Raw genomic sequence first — 25,643 nt, forward strand, 5'->3', positions numbered from 1 at the left:
TCGCCGGGTGCTCTCCCCCGCCCCGCCCCTCGCTCCCGGCGCACCGCCGGGCGGCACGCCCGCGCCCGGGACCGACGGCGGGGCGTGGGTGCGCGTGACGGTCCACCCGGGCACGGACGTCCTGCTCGCCGCGGGCACGCGCCTCGGCGACGCGCGACCCGCTCTCGCCGACCTCGGGTGCCGTCCCGAGCTGCGCACGGCACCGCTCGCCGTGGACGGCGTCCCCGTCGACGACGACCAGCGCTGCGGCACGCGCCCGCTGCTGCCCGGGGCGACGGTCACGGTCGTGCGGGCGGGGTCGGACCCCCGGGGCCGCGACGACGGGCCGGTGCCGGAGGGGGTGCTCGCGGCGCCCCGGCACGTCGCGGTCCTGGGCGGCCCGGACGCCGGGCGGCTCGTCGCCGTCGGGCACGGCGACCGGGGACGCACCCGCGTCGACCGGCTCGACGTCCGCTGGCGCACCACGCGGCGCGGCCCCCGGGTACGGGTGCGCGTGCCGCGCGGCACGCGCCGGGTGCCCGACGACGCGGCCCTCCTCCGTGCGCGACCGGCCCGGGCCGGTCGGCGGGTGGGCTCGTGGCGCGCGGTGCGCTGGCGCGACGGTCGCGCCCTGGTGACGCCCGACGGCGCGTACGCCCTGCGCGCGCGGCCCGCGCTCGTGCACGGTCCGCGGTCCGGACCGGCCGTGGGTCCGGACCGTCCCGTCGAGGCCGGCCGCCTCGGGACGGCGCAGCTCGCGACCGCGCTCGTGCCAGCCGTCGCGTCGATCGGGCTCGCGGTGGCGCTGCGCCAGCCGCTCCTCGCGCTGCTCGCGCTCGTGGGGCCGCTCGCGGTCCTCGGTCCCGCGCTCGCCGAGGTACGCCGTCGCCGCGCCGCGCAGCGCGCCGCGCCGTCCGGGGCCCCGCCGGACGTCGGGGCCGCCCCCAGCACCGTGCCGGTGGACCCGCTGCACCCCCGGCCCGCCGACGTCCTGCTCTGGGCGACGGTCGCCCGGCTCGCCCCGGGCGCCGACCTGGCGGGGGCGGGGGCGGCGGGCGCTCTCTCGGCGCGCGCCGGGTCGTCGGGGGCGGCGCCGGGAACGACCGTCGGCACGACGTCGGGCGGGTCCGTGGGCGCGGCCGGCGGCGGGGCGCCGCTCGCGGCGCCGGGTGGGACGAGCCCGTCGCGGGTCCGGCTGCCGGACGGGTGCGTGGCCGTCGTCGGGCCCCGGGACGTCGCGCTCGCCGCGGCCCGGGCCCTGCTCGTGGAGGTCCTCGCGTCGGGGGCGCCACTGACGGTGCGGCCCGCGGCGCAGGACGCACCCGCGTGGTCGTGGTGCCGCTGGCTGCCGCACGCCCGCGCCGTCCGGACGCTCGACGCCGTGGCCGCCGCCGACCCGCCCGGCCTCGTCGTCGTCGACGGCCCGGTGCCTGCGGGCGAGCTCGCCCGGGTGTGGGATAGGTGCGCACCCGCGGGCACGGACGTGCTGCTGGTGCTCGGGGACCGGACGCAGGTCCCGGCGTGGTGCCGGACGCTCGTCGACGTCACCGGAGCCGTCCCCGTCGTCACGGGTCCCGACGGAGCCCGGACGCCGCGCGAGCACGTCGGCGTGAGCGCCGGGTGGGCGCTCGGCCTCGCGCGGCGGCTCGCCGCGGCCGAGCACCTCGGCCGGCTGGGCACCGGGGACGGCGACCGTGCGGGTGAGCCCGACCCGGGCGACCCCACGGCGCGGTCGCTGCCGTCGGCGGTCGCGCTCGGTCCGCTACTGGGCGCTCCGCGAGCGCCGGACCGGCTCGCGACGTGGGTCGCCGAGCGCTGGCAGGACGCGGCCCGCCGGGACGGGCACGGCCTGCGGACCGTGCTCGGCGTCGGACCCGGGGGCGCGCCGGTCGCCATCGACCTCGTCCACGACGGCCCGCACGTGCTCGTCGCCGGCACGACGGGCGCCGGGAAGTCCGAGCTCCTGCAGACCCTCGTCGCCGGGCTCGCGCTCGGACGCTCGCCCGACGAGCTGTCGTTCGCGCTCGTCGACTTCAAGGGTGGCGCGAGCTTCGGGGCGTGCGGCCGGCTGCCGCACGTCGTGGGCCAGGTGACCGACCTCGACCCGGGGCTCGCGGGACGGGCGCTGGCCGGCCTCCGGGCCGAGCTGCACCGGCGCGAGCGGATCCTCGCCGCGGCGGACGTCGCGAGCATCGACGCCCTCCCCCGGGGACGGCTCGCGCGGCTCGTGGTCGTGGTGGACGAGTTCCGCGCGCTCGCCGACGACCTGCCCGACCTCGTGCCCGGGCTGCTGCGCGTCGCCGCGCAGGGCCGGTCGCTCGGCGTGCACCTGGTCCTCGCGACGCAGCGGCCCGCGGGCGCCGTCAGCGCCGACGTGCGGGCGAACGTCACGCTGCGGCTCGCGCTCCGGGTCGTGGACGTCGCCGACTCGCGCGACGTGGTGGACTCGCCGCACGCGGCTCGCGTCCCGGCATCGACGCCCGGGCGCCTGGTCCTGCGCCGCGGCGCAGAGCCACCGGTGGCCGTGCAGTGCGCACGAGCCGGCGGGCCGCTCGCCCTGCCGGAGGCGCGCGTGCGGCTCGCGGACCCGTGGGGCGCTGGACGCGGCCCGTGCGGGCCCGCGCCGAACTCGGCGGACGACCATCTGCCGCTCCTCGTCGCGGCGGCACGCGAGGTCGCGGCGCGGTCGGGGCTGCGCGCCCACCCCGCGCCGTGGCTCCCCGCCCTGCCCGCCCGCGTCGGGCCCGACGAGCTCGCCAGGGTCGACGGGGTCGACGGGATCGACGGGATCGCCAGGGTCGACGGCGAGGCGGTGCGCTCCGACGACCGCACGCTGCCCGTCGCGCTCGGTGACCTGCCGGCCCTGCAGCGCCGCACGGTGGTCCGCTGGGACCCGCTCGATGGTCATCTCGCGGTCCAGGGCCGACCCCGGTCGGGCCGCACCACGGCCCTGCGCACCGTCGGGCTGGCCGCGCTCGACCGCGGCTGGGCGGTCCACGCGATCGGGTCGGGGCTCGCGGACCTCGCGGCGCACCCCGGCACCGGCACGGTCGTGGACCGGAGCGACCCGCGCCGTGTCGTCCGCCTTCTCCGGCTCCTGGCCGGTCACGACGACGGTCAGTCCCGACCCGCGGGGCTCGACCGCACGACCGGACGCACCCTCCTCCTCGTGGACGACGTCGAGGCCGTGCGGGGCGTGCTCGCCGGCGTCGCGGGCGGGGCCGGCGCCGACGCCCTCGCCGACGTGCTCGCCGACTCCCCCACGGCGGTCGCCGTGAGCGCGAGCGGGCCGACGGTCGGCGGCCTGGCGTCGCTCGTCGGCGTCAGAGCGGTGCTGGCCTCGCGCGACCGCCACGACGACGTGTCGCTGGGCGTGCCAGCAGCGCTCGCCGGGCAGGGCGGACCGCCCGGCCGGGCGGTGTGGCTCGGGCCTGGCGACCCGCTCGTGTGCCAGGTCGTGCTGCCACCGACCGTCGCGCGAGGACGATCAGGACGCCCGGCGCCGCCCCGGCGGGGCGCGTTCCGGCTGCACCCGCTGCGCGACGACGTCGGGACCGCCGATCTCGACGTGGCCGGGCACGCGCCGGGCGGGATCGACGCGGGCACCGTCCTCGTCGTGACGGACCCCGGCCTCGCGGTCGCCTCGACTGACCGTGACGGCACGGACGTCGCGCCCGGCCCGAGACCCACCTGCGGCCCGGTCGGTCGAGGCGCCGCGGACGTCGCGGTCGGCCGGGGCGGCGACGACGGCCGGACGCTGTGGATGGACGTTGCGCGGGGCGCGCTCGTCGTCGGGCCGCCCGGGAGCGGCCGCACGAGCACGCTCGCGCTGCTCGCCCGGCACGCGGCCGCCACCGGTTCGCTCCGCGCGGTCGTGAGCCGCGACGACGTGCTGGCGAGCGCGGCGATGCCTGCCCCCGGGCGCACCGCGCGCACCACCGGCCGGGCCAGGAGCGGGAACGGCAGGAAAGACGGGAGGGCGAGCAGCAACAGCCATGGCAACCGGGACGGGAGCGGGACGACCGACTGGAGAGCGAGCGGCAGCAGCAACGGGAACCAGAGCGGGAACGGGATCCGGAACGGGAACGGAAACGGGAACGGAAACGGGAACCGGAACGGGGCGATCGTCGTGCGGCGGTACACGCCGGCGGACGTCGCGCGCCTCCTCGACACGCTGGAGGCAGGTCAGGGCGCTGCGACGTTCCCGAGCAGGGCGACGGCGCCGCGGGTCGTGGTGGTCGACGACCTGGACGTGCTGACCCAGCTCTGCGTGCTGGAGGCCGACCGGCTCGCGGCGCTGTGCCGGGACGGGCTCGTGCTGCTCGCGTCGGCGACCACGGGCGCCGCGGCCTCGGCGTTGCGCGGTCCGCTCGCGGACCTGCGCGGGGCGCGCAGCGGGATCGTCCTCGCGCCGCGGGAACGTGGGAGCGCCGAGGTGTTCGGGCACGGGCTGGAGTGGCTCACCGAACCCGGCCGACCCCGACCGGGCCGAGGGGTGCTGGTCCAGGGCGCGTGGCTGGCGCCGCTCCAGGTCGCCCGCCCGTGACGGACGAGAGCCGCGCCCGGCGCAGCGTCGGCCACGGCGGGGGCAGGGCCGGTCCTCCGGGGCCGTCAGGCGAACAGGCCGGGCCGCAGGCGTGCGCGCCGGAATCGAGCAGCGCGCCGGGAGTCAGGCAGCCGGGCGGACGTCGCGCGTGGTCGCCTCGACGACGGGACGCAGCATGAGGAGGACGAGCACCACGACGGCGAGCACGAGCGCGACGACGACCCACGGGGTCACGCCCACCTGGAGCGAGCTGACCGCGACGACCCCCTGGAGGATCTGCCAGGTCGCGACGGGCGACCGCGCCCAGCGCTGCCCGCGCAGCAGCCCGCGCACGCTCGCGGCGAGCACGGCCCCCACGCCGAGGGCGAAGACGACGAGGAAGACGCTCACCCCGAACGACTGCGAACCACCGCGGAGGAGCTCGACGAGGATCAGCACGGCGCCCACCGCGAGCGCGGCGATCTCGATGCCGACCCCGGCGACGAGCGCCGTCAGCGCGGGCGGCCGCGACCCCCCGTCGGACGACGGTCCCGGGGGCGTCGGGCGGGGCTCGGGCGGGGTTCCGGAGGGCTCGCGGGAGGGCACGATCACCCAGCGTACGCGCCGACCTGCGGCTTCACACCCGTGTGACGAAGGCCTCACGATTCATGCGACGGAAACTTTCTCGTAACCCCTTGTGCTGTGCTTCACGAGGTGTGAACCTGGTTCAAGCATCAATCACCCCCCGCCTCGAGCCCTTGGCCCGGGCAGCCCCCTGCCGGGTCGCCCAGCGACGAGTCATCACCTCGCGACCAGGCTCCCCTCTGCCCGAAGGAGACGACGAACATGGACTGGCGCCACCGCGCAGCCTGCCTCGACGAAGACCCCGAGCTGTTCTTCCCCATCGGGAACACCGGCCCTGCGCTCCTCCAGATCGAGGAGGCGAAGGCCGTCTGCCGCCGCTGCGACGTCGTCGACACGTGCCTCAAGTGGGCCATCGAGTCCGGCCAGGACGCCGGCGTCTGGGGCGGTCTCTCCGAGGACGAGCGCCGCGCCCTCAAGCGCCGCACCGCGCGCGCACGCCGCGCCGGCTGACACGCCGCTCCGCCTCCGGGCGTCGAGCAGCACGACGGGCCGTCACCCTCCGGGGTGGCGGCCCGTCGTCGTGCGGTGCCTCCGCTCCGCGACCCGTGCCGTGCGCACCTCCGCGCGGCGGCCGCCGTCGTGCCGGCCGGTCAGCCCTGGCGGTTGCCGTCGCGCAGCACGAGCGCGAGCACGACCTGGGTGCCCCCGCCGGGCCGCGGCGACCACTCGATGGTGCCGCCGAGCTCGTTCGTCACGAGGGTCTGCACGATCTGCGACCCCAGGCCGCTCTTGGCGGCCTTGCCCGCCCGGGCGACGTCGCCGTCGGGCATGCCGACACCGTCGTCCGACACGACGATCCGCAGGGCCGAGCCGTCGCGCTCGACCGCGACCTCGACCGTGCCGGTCTCCTGCTTCGCGAGGCCGTGCTCGACGGCGTTCGTGACGAGCTCGGTGAGGATGAGCGCGAGGGGGGTCGCGTCCTCCGCGGGCACGAGCCCGAAGCTCCCCGTGCGGACGGTGCGCACGCTCGTGTCGGCGGAGGCGACGTCGGCCGCGAGGCGCAGCGCGCGACCGACCATGTCGTCGAACTCCACCTCCTCGTCGAGCGTCTGCGACAGGCTCTCGTGCACGAGCGCGATCGTCGCGACGCGGCGCATCGCCTCCTCCAGCGCCGCGCGCGCCTCGGGGACGTCCATGCGCCGGGCCTGGAGCCGCAGGAGCGCCGCGACGGTCTGGAGGTTGTTCTTCACGCGGTGGTGGATCTCGCGGATCGTCGCGTCCTTGGTGATGAGCTCGCGCTCCCGGCGGCGCAGCTCCGAGACGTCGCGGCACAGCAGGACGGCGCCGATGCGCTGGCCGGACTCGGTGAGCGGGAGCGCGCGCAGCGACAGCGCGACGCGCTGCGCCTCGATCTCGGTGCGCCAGGGCGCGCGGCCCATGACGACGAGCGGGAGCGACTCGTCCACGGGGGTCTGGTGCTCGATGAGGTCGGCCGTCACCTCGGCGAGCGACCGCCCGACGAGCGGGCCGATGACCCCCAGGCGGTGGAAGCAGCTCAGCGCGTTGGGGCTCGCGTAGAGGACCTCGCCCTCGGAGTTCAGCCGGATGAGGCCGTCGCCGACGCGCGGCGCGCCGCGACGCGGACCGGTCGCGGCGTTCGGGAAGGGGAACTCCCCGCGCGAGATCATCGCGATGAGGTCGTCCGCGGCCTCGACGTAGTTGAGCTCGAGGCGGCTGGGCGTGCGCCCGCTCCCGAGGTTGGTCTGCCGCGCGACGACGGCGATCGCCTTCCCGGAGTGCAGGACCGGGATGGCCTCCTCGCGCACGGCGTACGCGCCGAACCAGCGTGGCTCGCGCGAGCGCTGCGACCGCACCTCGGTGAGCGCGCGCTCGAGCTGCGGGCGCTGGCCCTCCGGGGCGAACGACCCGACGATGTCGTCGTAGTGGACGGTCGCGCCCGTCGACGGCCGGCACTGGGAGACGGCGACGAAGTTGCCGTCGCTCGTGGGCAGCCACAGCACGAGGTCGGCGAACGCGAGGTCGGAGATCACCTGCCAGTCGCCCACGAGCAGGTGCAACCACTCGTTGTCCGCCGGGCTGAGGTCGGCGTGGCGGGAGATGAGGTCACTCATGGCAGACACGGACCCCAGCGTAGAGGGGCGCGACCGGTAGAGTCCCCTCAGCGCCCGCGTGCGCGGTCGCCCGAACCGTCAGCCGTCCCGTCGGCCGGTCCGTCACGGGCCGGCGCAGGGCCCGAGGAGGTCCCGTGCACCTGAGCGTCGAGCTCCGCTACCCCGCCCCCGTCCACGCCGTCGGGGCGATGCTCGCGGACGAGGAGTTCGTCCGCTGGCGCGCCGCCCGCTCGGGCGGCGAGGGCGCACACGTCGAGCAGGTGGACGTCACCGGCGGGCCGGACGAGGGGTTCACCGTCACGGTGCGACGGACGCTGCCCACGGACCAGATCCCGGCGCACGTCCGCTCGTTCGTCGGGGGTCGTCTCGAGATCCGGCAGGCGGAGGCCTGGGAGCCGGAGCGCGACGGCGAGCGGTCGGGCACGGTGTCGCTCGAGATCACGGGCGCACCGGTGCGGCTCACGGGCACCGTGACGCTCTCCCCGGAGGGGGACGGCACGGTCGAGCGCTACGACGGCGAGGTCAAGGCCAACGTGCCGCTCTTCGGCGGGGCGATCGAGCAGGCCGCGGCGGAGGCCGTGCGGACGGCGCTCGCCGCCGAGGAGTCCGCCGGTCTCGCGTGGCTGTCGCGCTGACCACCGACCGAGCGGCGCCCGGCCCGACCTGATCGGCGACCCGGCGACGCCGGCCCGGCGACCGGTCTCGAACCGGTAACGATTTCCACAGAACCCGACCAACTGGTAGGTCGCCGTAACGCCCTGACCTGCGGCGATACGTCGGTGGGAGCGCGACCACACCCGTGCGGACCCGACCCAGGCTTGACACGGGTTCGGGCGGGAACGCACGATCAGGCCGTTGTGTGGAAGCGCTACCACATTGGTGGTGGGAGCGCTGCCACGACCCCGCCCCACCGACAAGGGAGTCACCGTGCTGAGCAGCACCCGTACGACCCGCCGGCCCCGCAAGGCGATCACCGCCGTCGCAGGCCTCGCGGCCATCACCCTCACCCTGACCGCGTGCTCGAGCGGCTCCGGCTCGGACGACGACGCGACGGGCTCCGGCGACGGAGACAAGATCACGCTCACCGTCGCGACGTTCAACGACTTCGGCTACACGGACGAGCTCCTCGCCGCGTACACCGCGGAGCACCCGAACGTGACCGTCAAGCAGACGAAGGCCGCCAAGTCCGAGGACGCGCGGACCAACCTCACCACGAAGCTCGCCGCCGGCGGCGAGGGCCTCGCGGACATCGAGGCCATCGAGGTCGACTGGCTCCCGGAGCTCATGCAGTACCCCGACCTCTTCACCGACCTCACCGACTCGTCGCTCGACGGCCGCTGGGTGGACTGGAAGGTCCAGCAGGCGACGACGACCGACGGCAAGCTCATCGGCTACGGCACCGACATCGGCCCGAGCGCGATCTGCTACCGCCAGGACCTCTTCGAGGCTGCGGGCCTCCCGAGCGACCCGGCAGGCGTGGCGGAGCTCCTCGGTGGCGAGGACGCCACGTGGGACGACTACTTCGCCGCGGGCAAGACCTTCGTCGCCGCGAGCGACGCGGCCTGGTACGACTCCGCGATGTCCATCTCGCAGGCGATGGTCAACCAGATCGACAACGCCTACGAGGAGTCCGACGGCACGCCGAAGGACCTCGCGTCCAACCAGCCGATCATCGACATCTACGACACGGTGCTCGAGCAGTCGACGACGAACGAGCTCTCCGCCGGCCTCGAGCAGTGGTCGGGCGACTGGGACGCCGCGTTCCAGAACGACGGCTTCGCGACGATGATCTGCCCCGCGTGGATGACCGGCCCGGTCGAGGAGCGCTCGGGCGGCGTCACCGGCTGGAACGTCGCGGACGTCTTCCCCGGCGGCGGCCTCAACTGGGGCGGCTCGTTCCTCACGGTGCCGGCCTCCGGCCCGAACGCCGAGGCGGCCAAGGAGCTCGCCGCGTGGCTGACCGACCCGGCGCAGCAGACGACGGCCTTCGAGAACGCGGGCACGTTCCCGTCGCAGCTCGAGGCGCAGGAGTCCGACGCCGTGCAGTCCTTCACGAACGACTTCTTCAACGACGCCCCGGTCGGCACGATCTTCGTCAACCGTGCGCTCGCGATCGACAGCGCGCCGTTCAAGGGCGCGAACTACTTCTCGATCCACACGACCGTCCAGGACGGCATCAAGCGCGTGGACGTCGAGAAGACGGACGACGCCGCCTCCTCGTGGCAGAAGACGCTCCAGTCCTTCCAGGACCTGGGCCTGTGACCTGACGGGGCCGGGGGCGGCACGACCTGCCGCTCCCGGCCCCGCGCGCGTCCGCCCGCGGACGACGCCCCGCACCCGCAGCCACCCAGCGCCACCGAGCAGCCCAGGAATCCCACATGGCCGTCCTCACGCCCACCCAGCCCTCGCCGGGGCTCAGCGGGCCGCCGCCGCGCACGCCGCGCCGCGTCGGCTTCTCCCAGCGCCTCAGCCGCTGGGACGTCAAGGTCTCGCCCTACCTCTACATCTCGCCCTTCTTCATCCTGTTCGCGATCACGGGACTCTTCCCGCTCGTGTACACCGCCGTGGTGTCGGTCTACGACTGGAACCTGCTCGGCGGCCAGGGCGACTTCGTCGGTCTCCAGAACTACACGGACGTCCTCGCGCAGCCGACGTTCTGGAAGTCCCTGCGCAACACCGTCTCGATCTTCGTGCTCTCGTCCGTGCCGCAGGTCATCGCCGCGATCGCGATCGCGGCCCTGCTCGACCAGAACCTGCGCGCCGCGACGTTCTGGCGCATGGGCGTCCTGCTGCCGTACGTCGTCGCGCCCGTCGCGGTCTCGATGATCTTCGGCCGCCTGTTCGCCGACCAGTACGGGCTCATCAACGAGCTGCTCGGCCTCGTCGGCGTCGACCCGATCCGCTGGCACGCCGACGCCCTCGCGAGCCACGTCGCCATCGCGTCGATGGTGAACTTCCGCTGGACCGGCTACAACGCGCTGATCTTCCTCGCCGCGATGCAGGCCGTGCCGCGCGAGCTCTACGAGGCCGCGATCATCGACGGCGCCGGGCGCGTGCGCCAGTTCTTCTCCGTGACCGTCCCCCAGATCCGCGCCACGATCATCTTCGTCGTCATCACGTCGACGATCGGCGGCCTGCAGATCTTCGACGAGCCGCGCATGTTCGACGCGCAGGGTCTCGGCGGCGCCGACCGGCAGTGGATGACGACCGTGCTCTACCTCTACGACGTCGCGTGGGGCAACCAGAAGAACTTCGGCCGTGCGGCCGCCGTCGCGTGGCTGCTGTTCCTGCTCATCATCCTCGTGGGCATCGTCAACTTCCTCGTCACCCGGCGGATCGCCACGTCGAACGCGCAGCCGCGCCCGCCACGCTGGGTGCGTCGCCGCCAGGAGGCGCGCAAGCGCCTGCGCGCCGAGGACGCCATGTCCGCGCAGCGTTCCGCCGCGGGGACCGAGGCGTCCGTCCCGACCGCAGCCAGCCCGACCGACCGGAGGAAGCGATGAGCTCCGTCCCCGTCATCGCCCAGACCGCCGGCCCGGGCGCGGCCCGCGCCGCGTCCCGCCGCCGGAGCGCCGGGAAGAACGTCGGCGGCACGCAGCGCCGCCCGCGCTGGGTCACGTACACCATCCTCGGGATCGTCCTGCTGATCTCGGTGTTCCCGCTGTACTTCACGCTGATCCTCGGCTCCTCGACGCCCGAGGAGATCTCGCGCAGCGCGCTGCCCCAGCTCCTGCCCGACGCGAGCCTGTTCGACCGGTTCGCCGACGTCATGAGCTCGGACGCGATCAACTTCTGGAAGGCCGCCTGGAACTCGGTGGTCGTCGCGGTGCTCACGTCCCTCTCGGTCGTGCTGTTCTCGACGCTCGCCGGCTTCTCGTTCGCGAAGCTCCGGTTCCGCGGCCGCGGCCCGCTGCTCGTGTTCGTCATCGCGACGATGGCGGTGCCCACGCAGCTCGGCGTCATCCCGATGTACATCCTCATGTCGGACCTCGGGTGGATCGGCAAGCTCCAGGCCGTCATCGTGCCCGCGCTCGTCACGGCGTTCGGCGTCTTCTGGATGACGCAGTACCTCGGCGAGGCGCTCCCCTACGAGCTCATCGAGGCGGCCCGGGTCGACGGCGCGTCCATGATCCGCACGTTCTGGTCCATCGCGCTGCCGGCGGCCCGCCCGGCCGCCGCGATGCTGGGCCTGTTCACGTTCGTGCAGCAGTGGACGAACTTCTTCTGGCCGTCCATCGTGCTCAACCAGAACAACCCGACGCTGCCGCTCGTGGTGCGGTCCCTGCAGTCGAACTTCTTCGTCGACTACTCGCTCGTCATGGCCGGGATCTTCCTCGTCACGCTGCCGCTCATCGTCATCTTCATCTTCACCGGCCGCCAGCTCGTGGCGGGCATCATGCAGGGCGCCGTCAAGGGCTGACGCCCGGCGCCCCGCGCCGCACGACCCGCCCACCACCCGGTGGGCGCGGTCCGTGCTGCGCGCCCACCGTCGCGCGGGCGGGCCCGACCGGCCCGCCCGCGTGCCATCCCGCGACTTCTCGAAGGACAATCGACCATGACCAGCTTCGTCCCGTCCGCGCCCCTCCCCCCGAACCCGGCGACCGCGACCGGACGCGTCGAGATGCCCCCGGGCTTCCTCTGGGGCGCCGCGACGGCCGCGTTCCAGATCGAGGGCGCGGGGCACACCGACGGGCGCACGGACTCCGTGTGGGACGCGTTCGCCCGCGTGCCGGGCGCCGTCGTGAACGGTGACGACGGCATGGTCGCGTGCGACCACTACCACCGGTACCGCGAGGACGTCGCGCTCCTGCGCGACCTCGACCTGGGGACGTACCGGTTCTCGACGTCGTGGGCCCGCGTGCGCCCCGACGGCGGCGCGGTCAACCCCGCCGGGCTCGCGTTCTACGACCGCCTCGTGGACGAGCTGCTCGCCGCGGACGTCCTGCCGTGGCTCACGCTCTACCACTGGGACCTCCCCCAGGCGCTCGAGGAGAAGGGCGGCTGGACGTCGCGCGACACGGCGTACCTCTTCGCCGAGTACGCGGTGACGATGCACGAGGCGCTGGGCGACCGCGTCGGCGTGTGGACGACGCTCAACGAGCCGTGGTGCTCCGCGTTCCTCGGCTACACCGCGGGCGTGCACGCGCCCGGCCGGCAGTCGCGCGAGGACGGCCTCGCGGCCGCGCACCACCTGCTGCTCGGGCACGGCCTCGCCGTCCAGGCGCTGCGCGAGCGCGCGCCGGAGGCGAACCTCGGGCTCACGCTGAACTTCACGGTGTCCGACCCGGTCGACCCGCAGGACCCGGCCGACGTCGACGCCGCGCGCCGGATCGACGGCCAGTTCAACCGGATCTTCCTCGACCCCGTCTTCCACGGCGAGTACCCGGCCGACGTCCTCGAGGACGTCGCGCCCTACGGTCTGCTCGACCACGTCAAGGACGGGGACCTCGAGATCATCTCCACCCCGATCGACACGCTCGGGGTCAACTACTACAACGGCGGGGCGGTCTCGGCCCGCCCGCAGACGACGGCGCCCGGCACCGGGGGCGACGGCGGCGGTGGCACGCGCCCCGAGGGCGTCCGCGACGAGGAGGCCGACGCCGCGCCGGTGCGCCCGACGTCGTCCCCCTACCCCGCCGCGGACGGCGTGCACGCCCACTCGCGCGGCCTGCCGCGCACGGACATGGGCTGGGAGGTTCAGCCCGAGGGGCTGACGCGCCTCCTCACGCGCCTGCAGCGCGACTTCACCGGCCCACGCGGCGTCGCGATGTACATCACCGAGAACGGCGCCGCCTACCCGGACCAGGTGGGCCCGGACGGCTCGGTCGACGACCAGGACCGGCTCGAGTTCCTCGACGCGCACCTGCGCGCGACGCGCGACGCGATCGACGCGGGGGCGGACGTGCGCGGCTACTTCGCGTGGTCCCTCATGGACAACTTCGAGTGGGCGCTCGGCTACACGAAGCGCTTCGGCATCGTCCGCGTCGACTACGAGACGCAGGAGCGCACCGTCAAGGCGAGCGGCGCCTGGTACGCCCAGGTCGCGCGCGACAACGCGATCCCGGCGCGCGAGACGCCGGCCGCGGACGCCGCCCCGGCCGAGTGACGGCGACGGTGAGGGCACGGTGAGCGGGGCGGTGCGGACCGGGGAGCGCGCGCGCCATACTGTCCCGATGAACAGCCTGCGCTCCGCGCCGACCCTGGACGAGGTGGCCCAGACGGCGGGTGTCTCGCGCTCGACGGCGTCGCGCGCCATCAACGGCGGCCTGCGGGTGTCGCCCGAGGCGCAGGCGGCGGTCGACGCCGCCGTCGCGCAGCTCGGCTACACGCCCAACCGCGCCGCCCGCTCGCTCGTGACGCGCCGCACGGACTCGATCGCCCTCGTGGTCCCCGAGCCCGACGAGCGCATCCTCACCGACCCGTTCCTCGCGGGCACGATGCGCGGCGTGAGCGCCGCGCTCGGCGGCACGGACCTGCAGCTCGTGCTGCTGTTCGCGCGCCCCGACGAGCAGCCGGGCCGCATCGTGCGGTACCTCAGCAGCGGCCACGTCGACGGCGCGATCGTCGCGTCGCACCACCGCGACGACGACCTCGAAGAAGCGCTCCTCGCGGCGCGCCTGCCCGCCGTGTTCGTGGGGCGGCCGTTCCACCCGACGCCGGACCTCCTGTACGTCGACGTGGACAACGTCGAGGGCGGCCGCCTCGCGGCGCGGCGTCTCGTCGAGGCGGGCCGGCGCCGTATCGCGACGATCGCCGGCCCGCAGGACATGACGGCGGGCGTGGACCGGCTCACGGGGTTCCGCGAGGTGCTGCGCGACGCCGGCCTGCCGGACGACGCGGTCGAGATCGGCGACTTCGCCGTCGCGGGCGGCGCGGCGGCCATGGAGCGCCTCCTCGCCGCGCACCCGGACCTCGACGGCCTGTTCGTCGCGTCCGACCTCATGGCCGAGGGCGCGCTGCGCGTGCTCGCGGCCCACGGCCGCGACGTGCCGCGCGACGTGTCCGTCGTCGGCTTCGACAACCTCGCCACCGCCGCCACGACGTCGCCCCCGCTCACCACGGTCCAGAACCCCATGGTCGAGATGGTGCGCGGCGCGACCGACCTTCTGCTCGACCTCGTGGGGGGCCGCGGCGACGAGATCGCGTCGCAGGTCCTCGCGCCGGAGCTCGTCGAGCGCGACTCCGTCTGACCCCGCACCGTCCGCGGCGCCGCGCGGCACCCGAGGCGTGGGGAGCCGAGACGCTGTGGGCGGTCGCTCGTAATCTGGCGTCGTGCACCCGTCCACGGAACCGGTGGTGGCCACGCTCTCGCGGGCCGACGTCCTCGCCGCACGCTGGCACGCCCACGAGCTCGACCGGGCGCCGGGCGCGGCGGCCGCGCTGACGGACGTCGCCGTCCTCGACCTGGGCGTCCAGGACACGGGGTCCGACGGCGCCGGGTGGGCGCTCGCCGTCCGTGGCGCCCCGCCCGTCGCGCCGGGCACCCTGCCGCCCGACCTCGCGCTCGCGTGGACGCTGCGCGGGGCCCCGCACGTCTACCGTCGCGCGGACCTCGCCGAGGTCGCGACGGCGACCGCGCCGTTCTCCGAGGCCGACGCCGCCAAGCGCGTCTACGACGCGAGCCGACCGCTCCGCGCGGCGGGTGTCGCCGTGCTCGACGCCCTGCGCACCGAGGCGCGGCTTGAGCGCGAGCTCGTCGAGGCCCCGACCGTCAAGGGCGACCTCTCGACGCGGCTCACCGCGCGGCTCCCGGAGCCGCACCTGCGCTGGTGCGGGCCGTGCGGCGCCACCCACAGCTACGAGCAGACGTTCCGCCTCGCCGCCCTGCAGGCCGGGCTCGAGCTCGAGCCGGGCTCGTCCCCGCCCGTGCTCCGGCGCGTCCCCGGCCTCGAGCCGCCGCTCTACGGGCGCCTCGGTGGGGACGCCCCGCCGCACCTGGACGTCGTGCGCGGCTACCTGCGGTTCTTCCCCGGCGCCAGCGTCCAGGACGTCGCCGCGTTCCTCGACGCCCCGGTCAAGGACGTCCGGAGCCGGTGGCCCGACGACGCGGTCCGCGTCGAGGTCGCCGACGTCGAGCCGGGTCCGCGGCCGACCGAGCGCTGGGTGCTCGCCGAGGACCTCGGTCGCGTCACGGGCGCCGCCGCGCGCGAGCGCGACGCGCGACCCGCGCCCGGTGCCCCGGCCGTGCGCCTCGTGGGCCCCTACGACCTGTTCCTGCAGCTGCGCGACCGCGCGACGCTCGTCCCGGACGGCGCGCGCACCAAGGACCTGTGGCGGGTCCTCGGCCGACCCGGGGCCGTGCTCGCGGGCGGCGAGGTCGTGGGCACGTGGCGGCCCCGCGCGTCGGGCCGTCGCCTCAGGGTCCTCACCGACCCCTGGGTCCCGTGGGACGCCGGGCTCGCCGACGCCGTCGCCGAGCAGGCGGAGCGCCTGCGCGCGTACCGCGACGCGGCGTCCGTGACCGTCTCGCCGGTGCCGGACGCGCGGTAGCGACCGGGGTGCGGCGCGGTCGTCGCGGGAGGGGCCCGGCGGTGGCCGAGCCCCTCCCGCGCGCCGGGAGCGGTCAGCGCTTCACGTGGCCGTACCGGTGCGTCGTGCGGCTGACTGCCTGCTCGTGGAGCACGGTGAGCAGCTCGCGGCGCCCGCTCGCGACGACGGGGTGGTCGAGCACCGTGACCTCGCCGACGCGCTCGGCCGCGGCCTCGTGCAGCCCCGGCGCGGAGCCGACGACGCGGACCCGGCCCCGGACGGCCCCCGACGCGACGCGGCGCGCGAAGTCCTCGTCGCTCACCGCGGCGTCGCCCGTGCTCGGCACGACGACGGCCGGCACGCCCGCGGTGCGCGCGGCGTGCAGGACGCGCTCGACCTCGACGGGGAGCGCGTCCGCGCCGACGCGCACGGTGAGCACGTCGACCGGGCGGTAGCGGAAGACGTTCGCCTCGACGTGCAGGCCCGAGGGGTCGTGGCCCACCGAGAACTCCCGCTCCCACCAGCGCGCGTCGTCGGCCTTCGCCCACGCGAGCCACGCCTCGGGCGCGGTCTCGCGCGCGGGCGGCGCCGCGTCGTGCGTGCTGTCGGTACCCGACGCCGACGCGCTCGTCGAGGTGCCGGGCGCGTCGCTCCAGCGCCCGAGCTGCGCGACGTAGTTCGGCCCGCCCGCCTTGGCGCCCGGACCCACGGCCGACTGCTTCCAGCCGCCGAACGACTGCCGCTGCACGATCGCGCCGGTGATGTGCCGGTTGACGTAGGCGTTGCCCACCTGGACGGCGTCGAGCCAGCGCTCGACCTCGGCGTCGTCGAGGCTGTGGATACCGCCGGTGAGGCCGAACGGCACCGCGTTCTGCAGCGCGATCGCGTCGTCGAGGGTCGCGGCCGTCATGATCCCGAGGACCGGCCCGAAGTACTCGGTGAGGTGGAACGGCGACCCGGGCGCGACGCCCTCCTTGAGACCCGGCGTCCAGAGACGGCCTTCCAGGTCGGGGCCGCCGTCCAGCAGCCGCGGCCGGACGAGCCAGGACTCCCCCGGCTCCAGCGTCGTCAGGGCGTGCAGCAGCTTGCCCGACGCGGGCTCGGTGAGCGGGCCCATGGTCGTCGCGACGTCGGTCGCCGGACCGACGGCGAGCGAGCGCACCGCGTCCACGAGCTGGCGCCGCACCCGGCGTCCCGTCTCCGTCCGCGGGTCGCCCGCCGAGCCGACGAGGATCGCGAGCGACGCGGCCGAGCACTTCTGCCCCGCGTGCCCGAACGCCGACCGCACGAGGTCCGCGACCGCGAGGTCGAGGTCCGCCGACGGCGTGACGACGAGCGCGTTCTTGCCGGACGTCTCGGCGAGCACCGGGCGCGACGGCTTCCACCGCGCGAAGAGCTGCGCGGTCTCGATCGAGCCCGTGAGCACGACGCGCGCGACGTCGTCGTGCGTGACGAGGCGGGTGCCGAGCTCGTCGTCGGGCACGCGGACGTACTGCACGACGTCGGTCACCGAGCCCGCGTCCAGCCCCGGGAAGTCACCGGGTGCCGCCGCCACCGCGTCGCGCAGGCCCGCGTGGACCGCCTCGACGGCGACCTCGAGGCAGCGCGGCGTCGGCGGCGCGGGCTTGGCGAGCACGGCCGACCCGGCCGCGAGCGCCGCGAGCACCCCGCCCACGGGTATCGCGACGGGGAAGTTCCACGGCGGCGTGACGAGCGTGACGCCGTCGGGCGCGAACCGGGCGCCGGGCACGTGGTCCAGCTCCTCGGCGGAGCGCGCGTAGTAGCGCGCGAAGTCGACGGCCTCGCTCACCTCGGGGTCGGCCTCGGCGACGGTCTTGCCGGGTTCGTGCACCATCGCGGCGACGAGGTCGGTGCGCGCCTCCTCCAGGCGCCGGGCGACGGCCCGCAGGGCGGCGGCGCGGGCCGCCGGGGCGACCTGCGACCACGCGGCGGTCGCGCGCACGGCGGTCGCGACGGCGTCGTCCACCTGGGCGGTCGTGGTGAGCTCGGGCGTGCGGACGGGGACGTACCCGGAGCCGGTCCCGGTGACGTGGCGGGCCCAGTCGCGCGAGGCGGCGACGGCCGGGTCGGTGTCGGGGGCGTTCGCGAACCCGGCGTCGGTCCCGCCGCCGACGGCGGGCCGGGGCGTGCGGCGCGGCGCGACGTCGGTCTCGGCGTAGTGCACCCCGTGGCGCACCGACGCGCGGAACGCGGCCTCCTGGCGCTCCATGGGGCTGCCCGCGGGCGACCCGTCGGGCGCGAACATGGCGTGCAGGAAGTTCTGCTCGGCGGCGTTCTCCTCGAGGCGGCGCACGAGGTAGGAGATGGCGACGTCGAAGTCCTCGTCGCGCACGACGGGCGTGTACAGCACGACGCGGCCGCCGCGGCCGGCGTGCGGGCCGCTCTCGACGCGGTCGGCCGCGACCTCGTCGCGCACGGCGCGCGCCTCGCCGGGGGCCATGCCCTGGAGCATCTCGACGTCGAGCGCGTGGCTCACGCCGCGGGCCCGGCCGAGGAGCACGGCGAGCGCGACGTGGAAGAGGTTGTGGCTCGCGACGCCGATGCGCACGGCGTCGGTCCGCGGCGCGCGCAGGGCGTGGTCGAGGAGGCGGACGTAGTTCGCGTCGACGTCGGGCTTCGTGGGGTAGGGCGCCTGCGGCCAGCCGTGCAGCTCGGCCTCGACGGCCTCCATCGCGAGGTTCGCACCCTTGACGAGACGCACCTTGATCGGCGCTCCCCCGGCGGCGACGCGCTCGGTCGCGAAGCGGGTGAGCCCGTCGAGCGCGCCGAGCGCGTCGGGCAGGTACGCCTGGAGCACGATCCCGGCCTCGAGGTCGTGCAGGTCGTCGTGCGCGAGGATCTCGCGGAAGACCGCGGTCGTGAGCGCGAGGTCCTTGTACTCCTCCATGTCGAGGTTGAGGAAGACGCCGTGGTCGCGCGCCGCCCGGTACAGCGGCAGCAGCCGCTCGACGACGCGGGCGCACGACCCGTCGAGGTCCCACGTGACGAGCTGCGACGCGACGGACGACACCTTGACCGACACGTAGTCGACGTCGGGGCGCCGCACGAGCGCGAGCGTGCGCTCGAGGCGAGCGTCCGCCTCGGCCTCGCCGAGCACGGCCTCGCCGAGGAGGTTGACGTTGAGCGCGTAGCCCTCCGCGCGGGTGCGGGCCAGGTGCGGGCCGAGGCCGCGGCCGGCGTCGGCCACGAGGTGGCCCACGAGCTGGCGCAGGCGCACGCGCGCGGCCGGCACGACGACGCGCGGCAGCACCGGTGCGACGCCCGCCCCGACGCGCAGGAGCGACCGGTCGACCGGCCCGAGGAACGACCCCGCGCTGCCCGCGAGCTCGCCGAGGCGGCCGAGCGCGCGCGCGGCGACGTGCACGTCCTGGGGGCGCGCGACGTCGTCGACGAACCGGACCGCGAGCTCGAGGCCCGCGGGGTCGGAGACGAGCGCACCGAGCCGCTCGGCGGTCTTGCGGGCGCGCGCGTCGCCCGCTCCCTCGCTGGCGGCGAGCCAGCGCCGGGCCAGCGCGACGGCCTCCTCGACGAGGTCGTCCGGGGAGGTGAGGCTCGTGTCGCCGACGGCTCCGGGGGTGGGGAGCGGCCGGGCGGGCGCGTCGTTGCTCATCCCTCCAGGGTGCCTCGGGTCGCGGTGGCTCGTCTTGTACGATCCAGGGCGACATGGCACCCGTCCGCGACAACGCCGAGACCTCGCCGCCCGCGGCGGACCAGCTCCTCGCCGCCCTCAGCCCCGCCATGGTCGCGCTCATGGACGAGCTGCCGGACACGATGTTCTGCGCGAAGGACGTCACGGGCCGGTACGTCGCGGTCAACCCGGTGTTCGTCGCGCGGACGAACGAGCGCTCGCGCCGCGCGGTGCTGGGCCGACGCGCGCGCGACCTGTTCGTCGCGCAGCTCGCCGAGCGCTACGAGCAGCAGGACGCCGAGGTGCTGCGCGGGCGCGCGCTGCGCGGCGAGCTCGAGCGCATCCGGCGGCTCGGCGGCACGTCGGGCTGGTTCCTCACCTCCAAGCTCCCCGTGCACGACGACGCCGGTCACCTCGTGGGGATCGTCTCGGTCTCGCACGACCTGCGCGCGGGCGCGGCGGACGACGCGACGATGGACTCCCTCGCCGCGCTCGTCGCCGCGGTCGAGGCGGACCTCGGGGCGCGCTGGACGACGGCGCGGCTCGCCGAGGCGGCGGGGTGCACGCCCGCGGTGCTCGACCGGCGCGTGCGGCGCGTGTACGGCGTGACGCCGCGCCAGCTCGTGCTGCGCACCCGGGTCGACCACGCGACGCGCCTGCTCGCGGGGAGCGCCGTGTCGATCGGCGACGTCGCGGCGGCGAGCGGGTTCTACGACCAGCCGTCGTTCACGCGCACGTTCGCGCGCCTCGCGGGCGAGACCCCGGCCCAGTACCGGCGCCGCACGCGGCGCTGACCCGTTCCCGCCCGCGCGACGACGGGCGGGCCCGCGGTGCCGCGCGCGCCCGCGGTGGCGAGAGACGGCGTCGGGCACGGAGACTGACGGCATGACCTCCGCAGACACCGCCCCCGTCCCCACGGTCGAGCTGCCCGGCGGCCCGATGCCCCTGCTCGGCCTCGGCACCTGGCAGTCCGAGGGCGACGACGCCTACCGCGCCGTGCGCCACGCGCTCGACGTGGGCTACCGGCACGTCGACACCGCGACGGGCTACGGCAACGAGGCGCAGGTCGGGCGCGCGCTCGCCGACTCGTCCGTGGACCGCGCCGACGTGTTCGTCACGACCAAGCTCCCGCCGGACGCCGCGGGCCGCGAGCGCGAGACGCTCGAGGCGTCGCTGCACGACCTCGGCACGGACCACGTGGACCTGTGGCTCGTCCACTGGCCGCCGGCGGGCGAGGCGTCGCCGTGGGTGTGGGAGCGGTTCGTCGAGCTGCGCGACGAGGGCAAGGTGCGTTCGATCGGGGTGAGCAACTACTCCGTCGAGCAGGTCGACGTGCTGTCCGAGCAGGTCGGCGAGACGCCCGCCGTCGACCAGATCCCGTGGAGCCCGGCCGACTACGACCACCGGGTCGTGCACGAGCTCGCGCAGCGCGGCGTCGTGCTCGAGGGGTACAGCCCGTTCAAGCGCACCGACCTCGACGCGCCGGTGCTCGCCGAGGTCGCGGCCGCGCACGGCGTCACCCCTGCGCAGGTCGTGCTGCGCTGGCACCTCGACCACGGGTTCGTCGTCATCCCGAAGTCCGTGACGCCGGAGCGCATCGAGGCGAACTTCCGGGTCACCGGGTTCTCCCTCACCGCCGACGAGCTCGCGGCGGTCGACTCCCTCGGGCACCGCCGGGGCGCGTGAGGGGCGAGCGACCGCGCCGGGGGTAGCGTGACCCTCGGTGCCGCACACCCCCGCGGCACCGAGGAGAACCTCGAACCGGAGGAACCGTGACGACGACGTCCGTGCCGCCCGCCACCACGAGCGACGGCCCCACCCCCACCGACAGCACCGATCTCCCCCGCGGCACGCGCCGCTCCCCCGACGCCGGCGCCCCGGCGTCCGCGCTCGACACCGCGCACGCGCAGCTTGCCGGCGCGGTCCGCTTCCTCGGCTACGACGACGGCCTGCACGAGATGCTCGCGACCCCGCGCCGCGAGGTGAACGTGGCCGTGCCGCTGCGGCGCGACGACGGCCGCACCGTCCTCTTCCACGGTTACCGCGTGCAGCACAACGTGTCGCGCGGTCCGGGCAAGGGCGGCCTGCGGTACGCGCCGAGCGTCGACATCGACGAGGTCCGCGCGCTCGCCATGTGGATGACGTGGAAGTGCGCCCTCGTGGACCTGCCGTACGGCGGCGCGAAGGGCGGCGTCGCGATCGACCCGCGCTCCTACTCCGACGCGGAGCTCGAGCGCGTGACGCGCCGCTACACGTCGGAGATCATGCCGGTCATCGGGCCCGAGCGGGACATCATGGCGCCCGACATGGGCACGAGCGAGCGGACCATGGCCTGGGTCATGGACACCTACTCCGTCAACCAGGGCTACACGATCCCGGCGGTCGTGACGGGCAAGCCCATCACCGTGGGCGGGTCGCTCGGCCGCACGACGGCGACGAGCGCCGGGGTCGTGCACGTCACCGCCGCGGCGCTCGAGGAGGCGGGCGTGCCGCTGTCCGACGTGCGCGTCGCCATCCAGGGCTTCGGCAAGGTCGGGTCGCACGCGGCCGCGATCTTCGCGGCCCGCGGGGCCCGCGTCGTGGCGGTCTCCGACCAGTACGGCGGGGTGCACGCCCCGGACGGTCTCGACGTGCGCGCCCTGGTCGAGCACGTCGCCGCGACGGGGAGCGTCGTGGGCTTCGACCGGGCCGACCCGGTGGACAACGACGCGCTGCTCGCGCTCGACGTCGACGTGCTCGTCCCGGCCGCGGTAGAGGGCGTGCTCGACGGCGACACCGCTCGCACCGTGCGCGCGCGCTGGGTCGTCGAGGGCGCCAACGGCCCGACGACCGCCGAGGGCGACCGCGTGCTCGCGAAGAACGGCGTGACCGTGGTGCCGGACGTGCTCGCGAACGCGGGCGGCGTCGTCGTCTCCTACTTCGAGTGGGTCCAGGCGAACCAGGCGTACTGGTGGACCGCGGAGGAGATCGGCGACAAGCTCGAGCACCGCATGCTCCACGCCTACGAGGAGGTCGCGGGTCTCGCGCGCCGAGAGGACCTGAGCCTGCGCGACGCAGCGCTCGTCATCGGCGTCCAGCGCGTAGCAGAGGCCCACCAGATCCGAGGCCTCTACCCCTGACGGACCACGCTCGGCCCCGCCGAGCACGGGGTCCGCGACCGTCCTGGGCTCGATCCGGTCGCGGATCCCGTGCTCGGCGGGTGATCAGGGGCGTAGGTGGCGGGTTGTCGCCAGGAGCGCCGACAGGAGGGCGATCGCGGATGCTGCGACGGCGGCCCAGGCGACGGTGGGGTTCACGAGCTCGCCCTGGAACCGCCCGACGGCGATCCACGCGAGGCCCCACGACATCGCGAGGCCGATGCCGAGCACGACCGCGCGACGCCCGGCGGCGAACGCCGCCCACGCGACGGAGAGGGCGGCGGCCGCCGCGACGAGCACGACCGACCAGCCCGTCGCGCCGAGGCCGAGCTCGCCGACGCCCGCGTCGGTGAGGGCCGCGGCGACGTTGGCGAGCGTCGCGACGCTCACCCAGCCGGTGTACAGGCCCATCGTCCCGTCGAGCACGACGGCCTGCGCCGTCGACTCGGGCCGACGGCGCACGAGCCGCACGACGACCACCGCGTTGACGGCGAGCAGCGCCGCGATGACGACGACGCTCAGCGGCACCCACCCGGCCTGCACGACGCCGATCCACGCGGCGTTGAGGACCATGGACACCAGGACCCACCACGCGGTCGCGCGCAGGCGCGGGCTCGTCGCGTGCCGCGGCAGCACCTGGTAGACGGCGAACGCGAAGAGGCCGAGGTAGATCACCGACCAGATGCGGAACGCCGGGTTGTCGGGCGCGACGGGCGTCGCGGTCGAGGACAGCGCTCCCCCGGCGGTCTGCTCGACGGACGTGCCGCCGAAGGCGCCCGCGCCGTACGCGGCGGCCCCGGCCGCGACGAGCGACCCGACGAGGACGACGACCTGGCGGACCCGATCGGAGGGAGCGGGGGCGCGGACGCTTCCCGCGGGGACGGCGGCTGCGGTGGTCATGCCTCCAGCCTGACATCACTAAGCATGCTGAGCATCTCGGGAGCGTCGCCGCTCCCCCGCCGAGAACGACGCTGCTCGCCGACGAGAACGACTCTGCTCCCCGCCGAGAACGACTCTGGTGTCGGTATCGCGGAGATACCGACACCAGAGTCGTTCTCGGCCGCAGGCCCGGGGCGGGGCCGGGCCTGCCGGGCGGGCGGGTGGGGTGGGCGGGGTGGGGTCAGGCCAGGGGCTGGCGGTCCGCCCAGTCGGCGAGCGTCGTGCGCGGGCCCGTGAAGAACGGGACCTCCTCGCGCACGTGGCGGCGCGCCTCGGTCGCGCGCAGCTCGCGCATGAGGTCGACGATGCGGTGCAGCTCGTCGGCCTCGAACGCGAGGATCCACTCGTAGTCGCCGAGCGCGAACGACGCGACCGTGTTGGCCCGCACGTCCGGGTAGTCCTTCGCCGCGAGGCCGTGGTCGCGCAGCATGGTGCGGCGCTCGGCGTCGGGCAGGAGGTACCAGTCGTACGAGCGCACGAACGGGTAGACCGACAGGTAGTCGCGCGGCTCCTCGCCCGCGAGGAACGCGGGCACGTGCCCCCGGTTGAACTCCGCCGGGCGGTGCAGCGCCACGTTCGACCACACGGGCTCGAGGTGCGCGCCCAGGCCGCTCGCGCGCAGGTGCTGGTAGGCGCGCTGCACCGACTCGACCGTCGGGCCGTGCCACCACACCATGAGGTCGGCGTCCGAGCGCAGGCCCGCGACGTCGTACCAGCCGCGCACGACGAGGTCGCCGTCCGTCGCGGACGGGTCGTCGCCGCCGCCGACGGCGGCCAGCGCGTCGGCCACGAGGCCCGCGCGCTCGTCCGCGTCGGCGGGCAGGGGCGCCGCCGTCGCGAAGACGGACCACATCGCGTAGCGGATGGTGGTGTTGATCTGCTCGTGGTCCGCGGGCACGCGCGCGGCGTCGTTCATCGGGGTTCCTCTCGGGTCCGTGCGGGGGTGTCCGCCGGGGTTCAGCTGTGGATGTCCGTGCTGCACAGCGCCGGGACGCCGCTCGGCTCTCCGTCACGGCGCAGGCAGCAGCCCGGCGCGCACACCGAGCGGAACGCGGGCAGCGCACCGACCGTGGCCTGCGCGACGTCCTCGCCGCGCGCGAGCGCCGCGCGCTCGACGAGCAGGTCCACGAGGCCGCGCACGAACGGCTCGCGCGTGCTCACGGTGCCTGCGCGGACGGCGGTCATCCCGAGCCCCGTCGCGGTCTCCATCGCCTCGGTGTCGAGGTCGTACGCGACCTCCATGTGGTCGGAGACGAAGCCGATCGGCGAGAGGACGACGTCGCGGACGCCGTCCTGCGCGAGGGCCTCCAGGTGGTCGTTCACGTCGGGCTCGAGCCACGGCTGGCTCGGCGGGCCGGACCGCGAGCAGTACGCGAGGTCCCACGCGACGTCGTGGCCCAGGCGCGCCGAGACCTCCGCGGCGATGACGCGCGCGAGGTCGAGGTGCTGCTCGGAGTACGTCGCGAACGAGATGCGCGACGCCGCCTCCATCGTGTCCGGGATGGAGTGCGTGACGAACACGAGCCGCGCGGCCGCGCCGTCGCCGTCCTTGTCCGCGAGCGCCGCGTAGCCGTCGAGCACCGCGTCGACGTTCGCCTGCGCGAAGCCCGGGTGGTTGAAGTAGGAGCGCACCTTGTCGAACTGCACGCCCGTGGAGCCGTCGGGGCCGAGCTGGCCGCGCCCGTCGAGCACGACCGCGAGGTCCTCGCGGTACTGGCGGCAGCCCGAGTACGACGAGTACGCGGACGTCACGAGCGCGACGGCGTTCTTCGCGCCCAGCGCCTCGAGCTCGTCGATCGCGTCGGTCGTGTACGGCTCCCAGTTGCGGTTGCCCCACACGACGGGCAGCTCGACGCCGCGGCGCGCGAGCTCGGCCTCGAGCGCCGCCTTGAGCGCGAGGTTCTGCTCGTTGATGGGGCTCTTGCCGCCGAAGCCGTAGTAGTGCTCGCCGACCTCCTCGAGGCGGGAGTCCGGGATGCCCTTGCCCGCGGTGACGTTGCGCAGGAACGGCACGACGTCCTCGGGCTTGTTGGGCCCGCCGAACGAGTACAGCAGCAGCGCGTCGTACGGGCGCAGGTCGGGCGCAGGGCCGGGGTCGACGGTGCTCGCGGGGGTGGCGGCGGGCTCGACGGGCTCGACAGGCTCGGCGGCCCGGCCCGTGTCGGCAGTGACGTCCTGGGGGGAGAACGGGGGCATGCTCCCGATCATGGCACCCGCTCCTGAGCCCG

General features: G+C 75.5%; 18 protein-coding genes. 12 read left to right on the forward strand and 6 right to left on the reverse strand.

From position 1 onward, the window contains the following. The first annotated feature begins 7 nt into the window (after nucleotides 1–7). Complete coding sequence (locus HKK73_RS14065) at nucleotides 8–4,525, forward strand: FtsK/SpoIIIE domain-containing protein (protein ID WP_171468240.1); 4,518 nt, start codon at nucleotides 8–10, stop codon at nucleotides 4,523–4,525. A 123-nt stretch (nucleotides 4,526–4,648) separates the two neighbouring features. On the opposite strand, the gene HKK73_RS14070 is transcribed toward HKK73_RS14065, so the two are convergent. After that, nucleotides 4,649–5,110: a hypothetical protein gene (locus tag HKK73_RS14070; protein WP_228485038.1), complete on the reverse strand. Its 462-nt coding sequence runs from the start codon at nucleotides 5,108–5,110 to the stop codon at nucleotides 4,649–4,651. Between the two features lie 240 nt (nucleotides 5,111–5,350). Here HKK73_RS14070 and HKK73_RS14075 point away from each other — a divergent pair, with 240 nt between their 5' ends. Continuing rightward, complete coding sequence (locus HKK73_RS14075) at nucleotides 5,351–5,599, forward strand: WhiB family transcriptional regulator (RefSeq protein WP_021481972.1); 249 nt, start codon at nucleotides 5,351–5,353, stop codon at nucleotides 5,597–5,599. Between the two features lie 140 nt (nucleotides 5,600–5,739). Here HKK73_RS14075 and HKK73_RS14080 read toward each other — a convergent pair whose 3' ends face one another. After that, entirely contained in the window at nucleotides 5,740–7,221 is a 1,482-nt protein-coding gene (locus HKK73_RS14080) for a sensor histidine kinase (protein ID WP_085387501.1), read from the reverse strand. Nucleotides 7,222–7,355: 134 nt separating this feature from the next. On the opposite strand from HKK73_RS14080, the gene HKK73_RS14085 reads away from it, so the two are divergent. The 7 genes from HKK73_RS14085 (at nucleotide 7,356) to HKK73_RS14115 (ending at nucleotide 15,711) form a co-directional block, all read left to right on the forward strand. Continuing rightward, nucleotides 7,356–7,856 carry a DUF2505 domain-containing protein gene (locus HKK73_RS14085; RefSeq protein ID WP_021481970.1) on the forward strand — a complete coding sequence of 167 codons (501 nt, stop codon included), beginning with the start codon at nucleotides 7,356–7,358 and terminating at the stop codon, nucleotides 7,854–7,856. Nucleotides 7,857–8,148: 292 nt separating this feature from the next. Beyond that, the gene (locus tag HKK73_RS14090; RefSeq protein WP_043653372.1) at nucleotides 8,149–9,483 is read left to right on the forward strand and encodes an ABC transporter substrate-binding protein; all 1,335 of its coding nucleotides are present in this window, start codon (nucleotides 8,149–8,151) and stop codon (nucleotides 9,481–9,483) included. Nucleotides 9,484–9,599: 116 nt separating this feature from the next. Continuing rightward, nucleotides 9,600–10,724 (forward strand): carbohydrate ABC transporter permease, encoded by a 1,125-nt coding sequence (locus HKK73_RS14095; protein WP_051027891.1) that lies wholly within the window; start codon nucleotides 9,600–9,602, stop codon nucleotides 10,722–10,724. Next, nucleotides 10,721–11,641 carry a carbohydrate ABC transporter permease gene (locus HKK73_RS14100; RefSeq protein WP_034651858.1) on the forward strand — a complete coding sequence of 307 codons (921 nt, stop codon included), beginning with the start codon at nucleotides 10,721–10,723 and terminating at the stop codon, nucleotides 11,639–11,641. The genes HKK73_RS14095 and HKK73_RS14100 overlap by 4 nt, the downstream gene beginning before the upstream one ends. Before the next feature lie 135 nt (nucleotides 11,642–11,776). Then, a complete protein-coding gene (locus tag HKK73_RS14105) occupies nucleotides 11,777–13,327 on the forward strand; it encodes a glycoside hydrolase family 1 protein (protein WP_051027889.1) in 1,551 nt (516 codons plus the stop codon). A 67-nt stretch (nucleotides 13,328–13,394) separates the two neighbouring features. After that, a complete protein-coding gene (locus HKK73_RS14110; RefSeq protein ID WP_061267473.1) occupies nucleotides 13,395–14,411 on the forward strand; it encodes a LacI family DNA-binding transcriptional regulator in 1,017 nt (338 codons plus the stop codon). A gap of 106 nt (nucleotides 14,412–14,517) precedes the next feature. Next, on the forward strand, nucleotides 14,518–15,711 hold the full coding sequence (locus HKK73_RS14115; protein ID WP_216607994.1) for a DNA glycosylase AlkZ-like family protein: 1,194 nt from the start codon (nucleotides 14,518–14,520) through the stop codon (nucleotides 15,709–15,711). A gap of 73 nt (nucleotides 15,712–15,784) precedes the next feature. On the opposite strand, the gene HKK73_RS14120 is transcribed toward HKK73_RS14115, so the two are convergent. Then, nucleotides 15,785–19,321 carry a bifunctional proline dehydrogenase/L-glutamate gamma-semialdehyde dehydrogenase gene (locus HKK73_RS14120; protein ID WP_171468241.1) on the reverse strand — a complete coding sequence of 1,179 codons (3,537 nt, stop codon included), beginning with the start codon at nucleotides 19,319–19,321 and terminating at the stop codon, nucleotides 15,785–15,787. A 53-nt stretch (nucleotides 19,322–19,374) separates the two neighbouring features. Here HKK73_RS14120 and HKK73_RS14125 point away from each other — a divergent pair, with 53 nt between their 5' ends. The 3 genes from HKK73_RS14125 (at nucleotide 19,375) to HKK73_RS14135 (ending at nucleotide 22,458) form a co-directional block, all read left to right on the forward strand. Further along, complete coding sequence (locus HKK73_RS14125) at nucleotides 19,375–20,133, forward strand: AraC family transcriptional regulator (protein WP_043653362.1); 759 nt, start codon at nucleotides 19,375–19,377, stop codon at nucleotides 20,131–20,133. Between the two features lie 91 nt (nucleotides 20,134–20,224). Then, nucleotides 20,225–21,025, forward strand: coding sequence for an aldo/keto reductase (locus HKK73_RS14130; RefSeq protein ID WP_043653359.1), 801 nt, complete (start codon nucleotides 20,225–20,227; stop codon nucleotides 21,023–21,025). A gap of 86 nt (nucleotides 21,026–21,111) precedes the next feature. Beyond that, nucleotides 21,112–22,458, forward strand: a complete 1,347-nt coding sequence (locus tag HKK73_RS14135; RefSeq protein ID WP_249355976.1) for a Glu/Leu/Phe/Val dehydrogenase — start codon at nucleotides 21,112–21,114, stop codon at nucleotides 22,456–22,458. An 84-nt stretch (nucleotides 22,459–22,542) separates the two neighbouring features. Here the strand turns inward: HKK73_RS14135 and HKK73_RS14140 are convergent, their stop codons facing one another. From HKK73_RS14140 to HKK73_RS14150, 3 genes are all read right to left on the reverse strand, one after another. Beyond that, nucleotides 22,543–23,376: a tryptophan-rich sensory protein gene (locus tag HKK73_RS14140; protein ID WP_043653356.1), complete on the reverse strand. Its 834-nt coding sequence runs from the start codon at nucleotides 23,374–23,376 to the stop codon at nucleotides 22,543–22,545. A gap of 220 nt (nucleotides 23,377–23,596) precedes the next feature. Then, nucleotides 23,597–24,331, reverse strand: a complete 735-nt coding sequence (gene hemQ / locus HKK73_RS14145; protein ID WP_061267467.1) for a hydrogen peroxide-dependent heme synthase — start codon at nucleotides 24,329–24,331, stop codon at nucleotides 23,597–23,599. A gap of 41 nt (nucleotides 24,332–24,372) precedes the next feature. Further along, nucleotides 24,373–25,611, reverse strand: coding sequence for a ferrochelatase (locus tag HKK73_RS14150; protein ID WP_171468242.1), 1,239 nt, complete (start codon nucleotides 25,609–25,611; stop codon nucleotides 24,373–24,375). Nucleotides 25,612–25,643: the final 32 nt, after the last annotated feature.

It is taken from the genome of Cellulosimicrobium sp. 72-3 (assembly GCF_013127315.1).
In the GTDB taxonomy this organism is placed as follows: Bacteria; Actinomycetota; Actinomycetes; order Actinomycetales; family Cellulomonadaceae; genus Cellulosimicrobium; species Cellulosimicrobium funkei.

Excerpts from the sequence above, each read along its gene's own strand:
- HKK73_RS14075 (WP_021481972.1), top strand. The coding sequence starts at position 5,351 with ATGGACTGGCGCCACCGCGCAGCCTGCCTCGACGAAGACCCCGAGCTG.
- HKK73_RS14080 (WP_085387501.1), bottom strand. The coding sequence starts at position 7,221 with ATGAGTGACCTCATCTCCCGCCACGCCGACCTCAGCCCGGCGGACAAC.
- HKK73_RS14095 (WP_051027891.1), top strand. The coding sequence starts at position 9,600 with ATGGCCGTCCTCACGCCCACCCAGCCCTCGCCGGGGCTCAGCGGGCCG.
- HKK73_RS14100 (WP_034651858.1), top strand. The coding sequence starts at position 10,721 with ATGAGCTCCGTCCCCGTCATCGCCCAGACCGCCGGCCCGGGCGCGGCC.
- HKK73_RS14105 (WP_051027889.1), top strand. The coding sequence starts at position 11,777 with ATGACCAGCTTCGTCCCGTCCGCGCCCCTCCCCCCGAACCCGGCGACC.
- HKK73_RS14110 (WP_061267473.1), top strand. The coding sequence starts at position 13,395 with ATGAACAGCCTGCGCTCCGCGCCGACCCTGGACGAGGTGGCCCAGACG.
- HKK73_RS14120 (WP_171468241.1), bottom strand. The coding sequence starts at position 19,321 with ATGAGCAACGACGCGCCCGCCCGGCCGCTCCCCACCCCCGGAGCCGTC.
- HKK73_RS14125 (WP_043653362.1), top strand. The coding sequence starts at position 19,375 with ATGGCACCCGTCCGCGACAACGCCGAGACCTCGCCGCCCGCGGCGGAC.
- HKK73_RS14130 (WP_043653359.1), top strand. The coding sequence starts at position 20,225 with ATGACCTCCGCAGACACCGCCCCCGTCCCCACGGTCGAGCTGCCCGGC.
- HKK73_RS14140 (WP_043653356.1), bottom strand. The coding sequence starts at position 23,376 with ATGACCACCGCAGCCGCCGTCCCCGCGGGAAGCGTCCGCGCCCCCGCT.
- hemQ (WP_061267467.1), bottom strand. The coding sequence starts at position 24,331 with ATGAACGACGCCGCGCGCGTGCCCGCGGACCACGAGCAGATCAACACC.
- HKK73_RS14150 (WP_171468242.1), bottom strand. The coding sequence starts at position 25,611 with ATGCCCCCGTTCTCCCCCCAGGACGTCACTGCCGACACGGGCCGGGCC.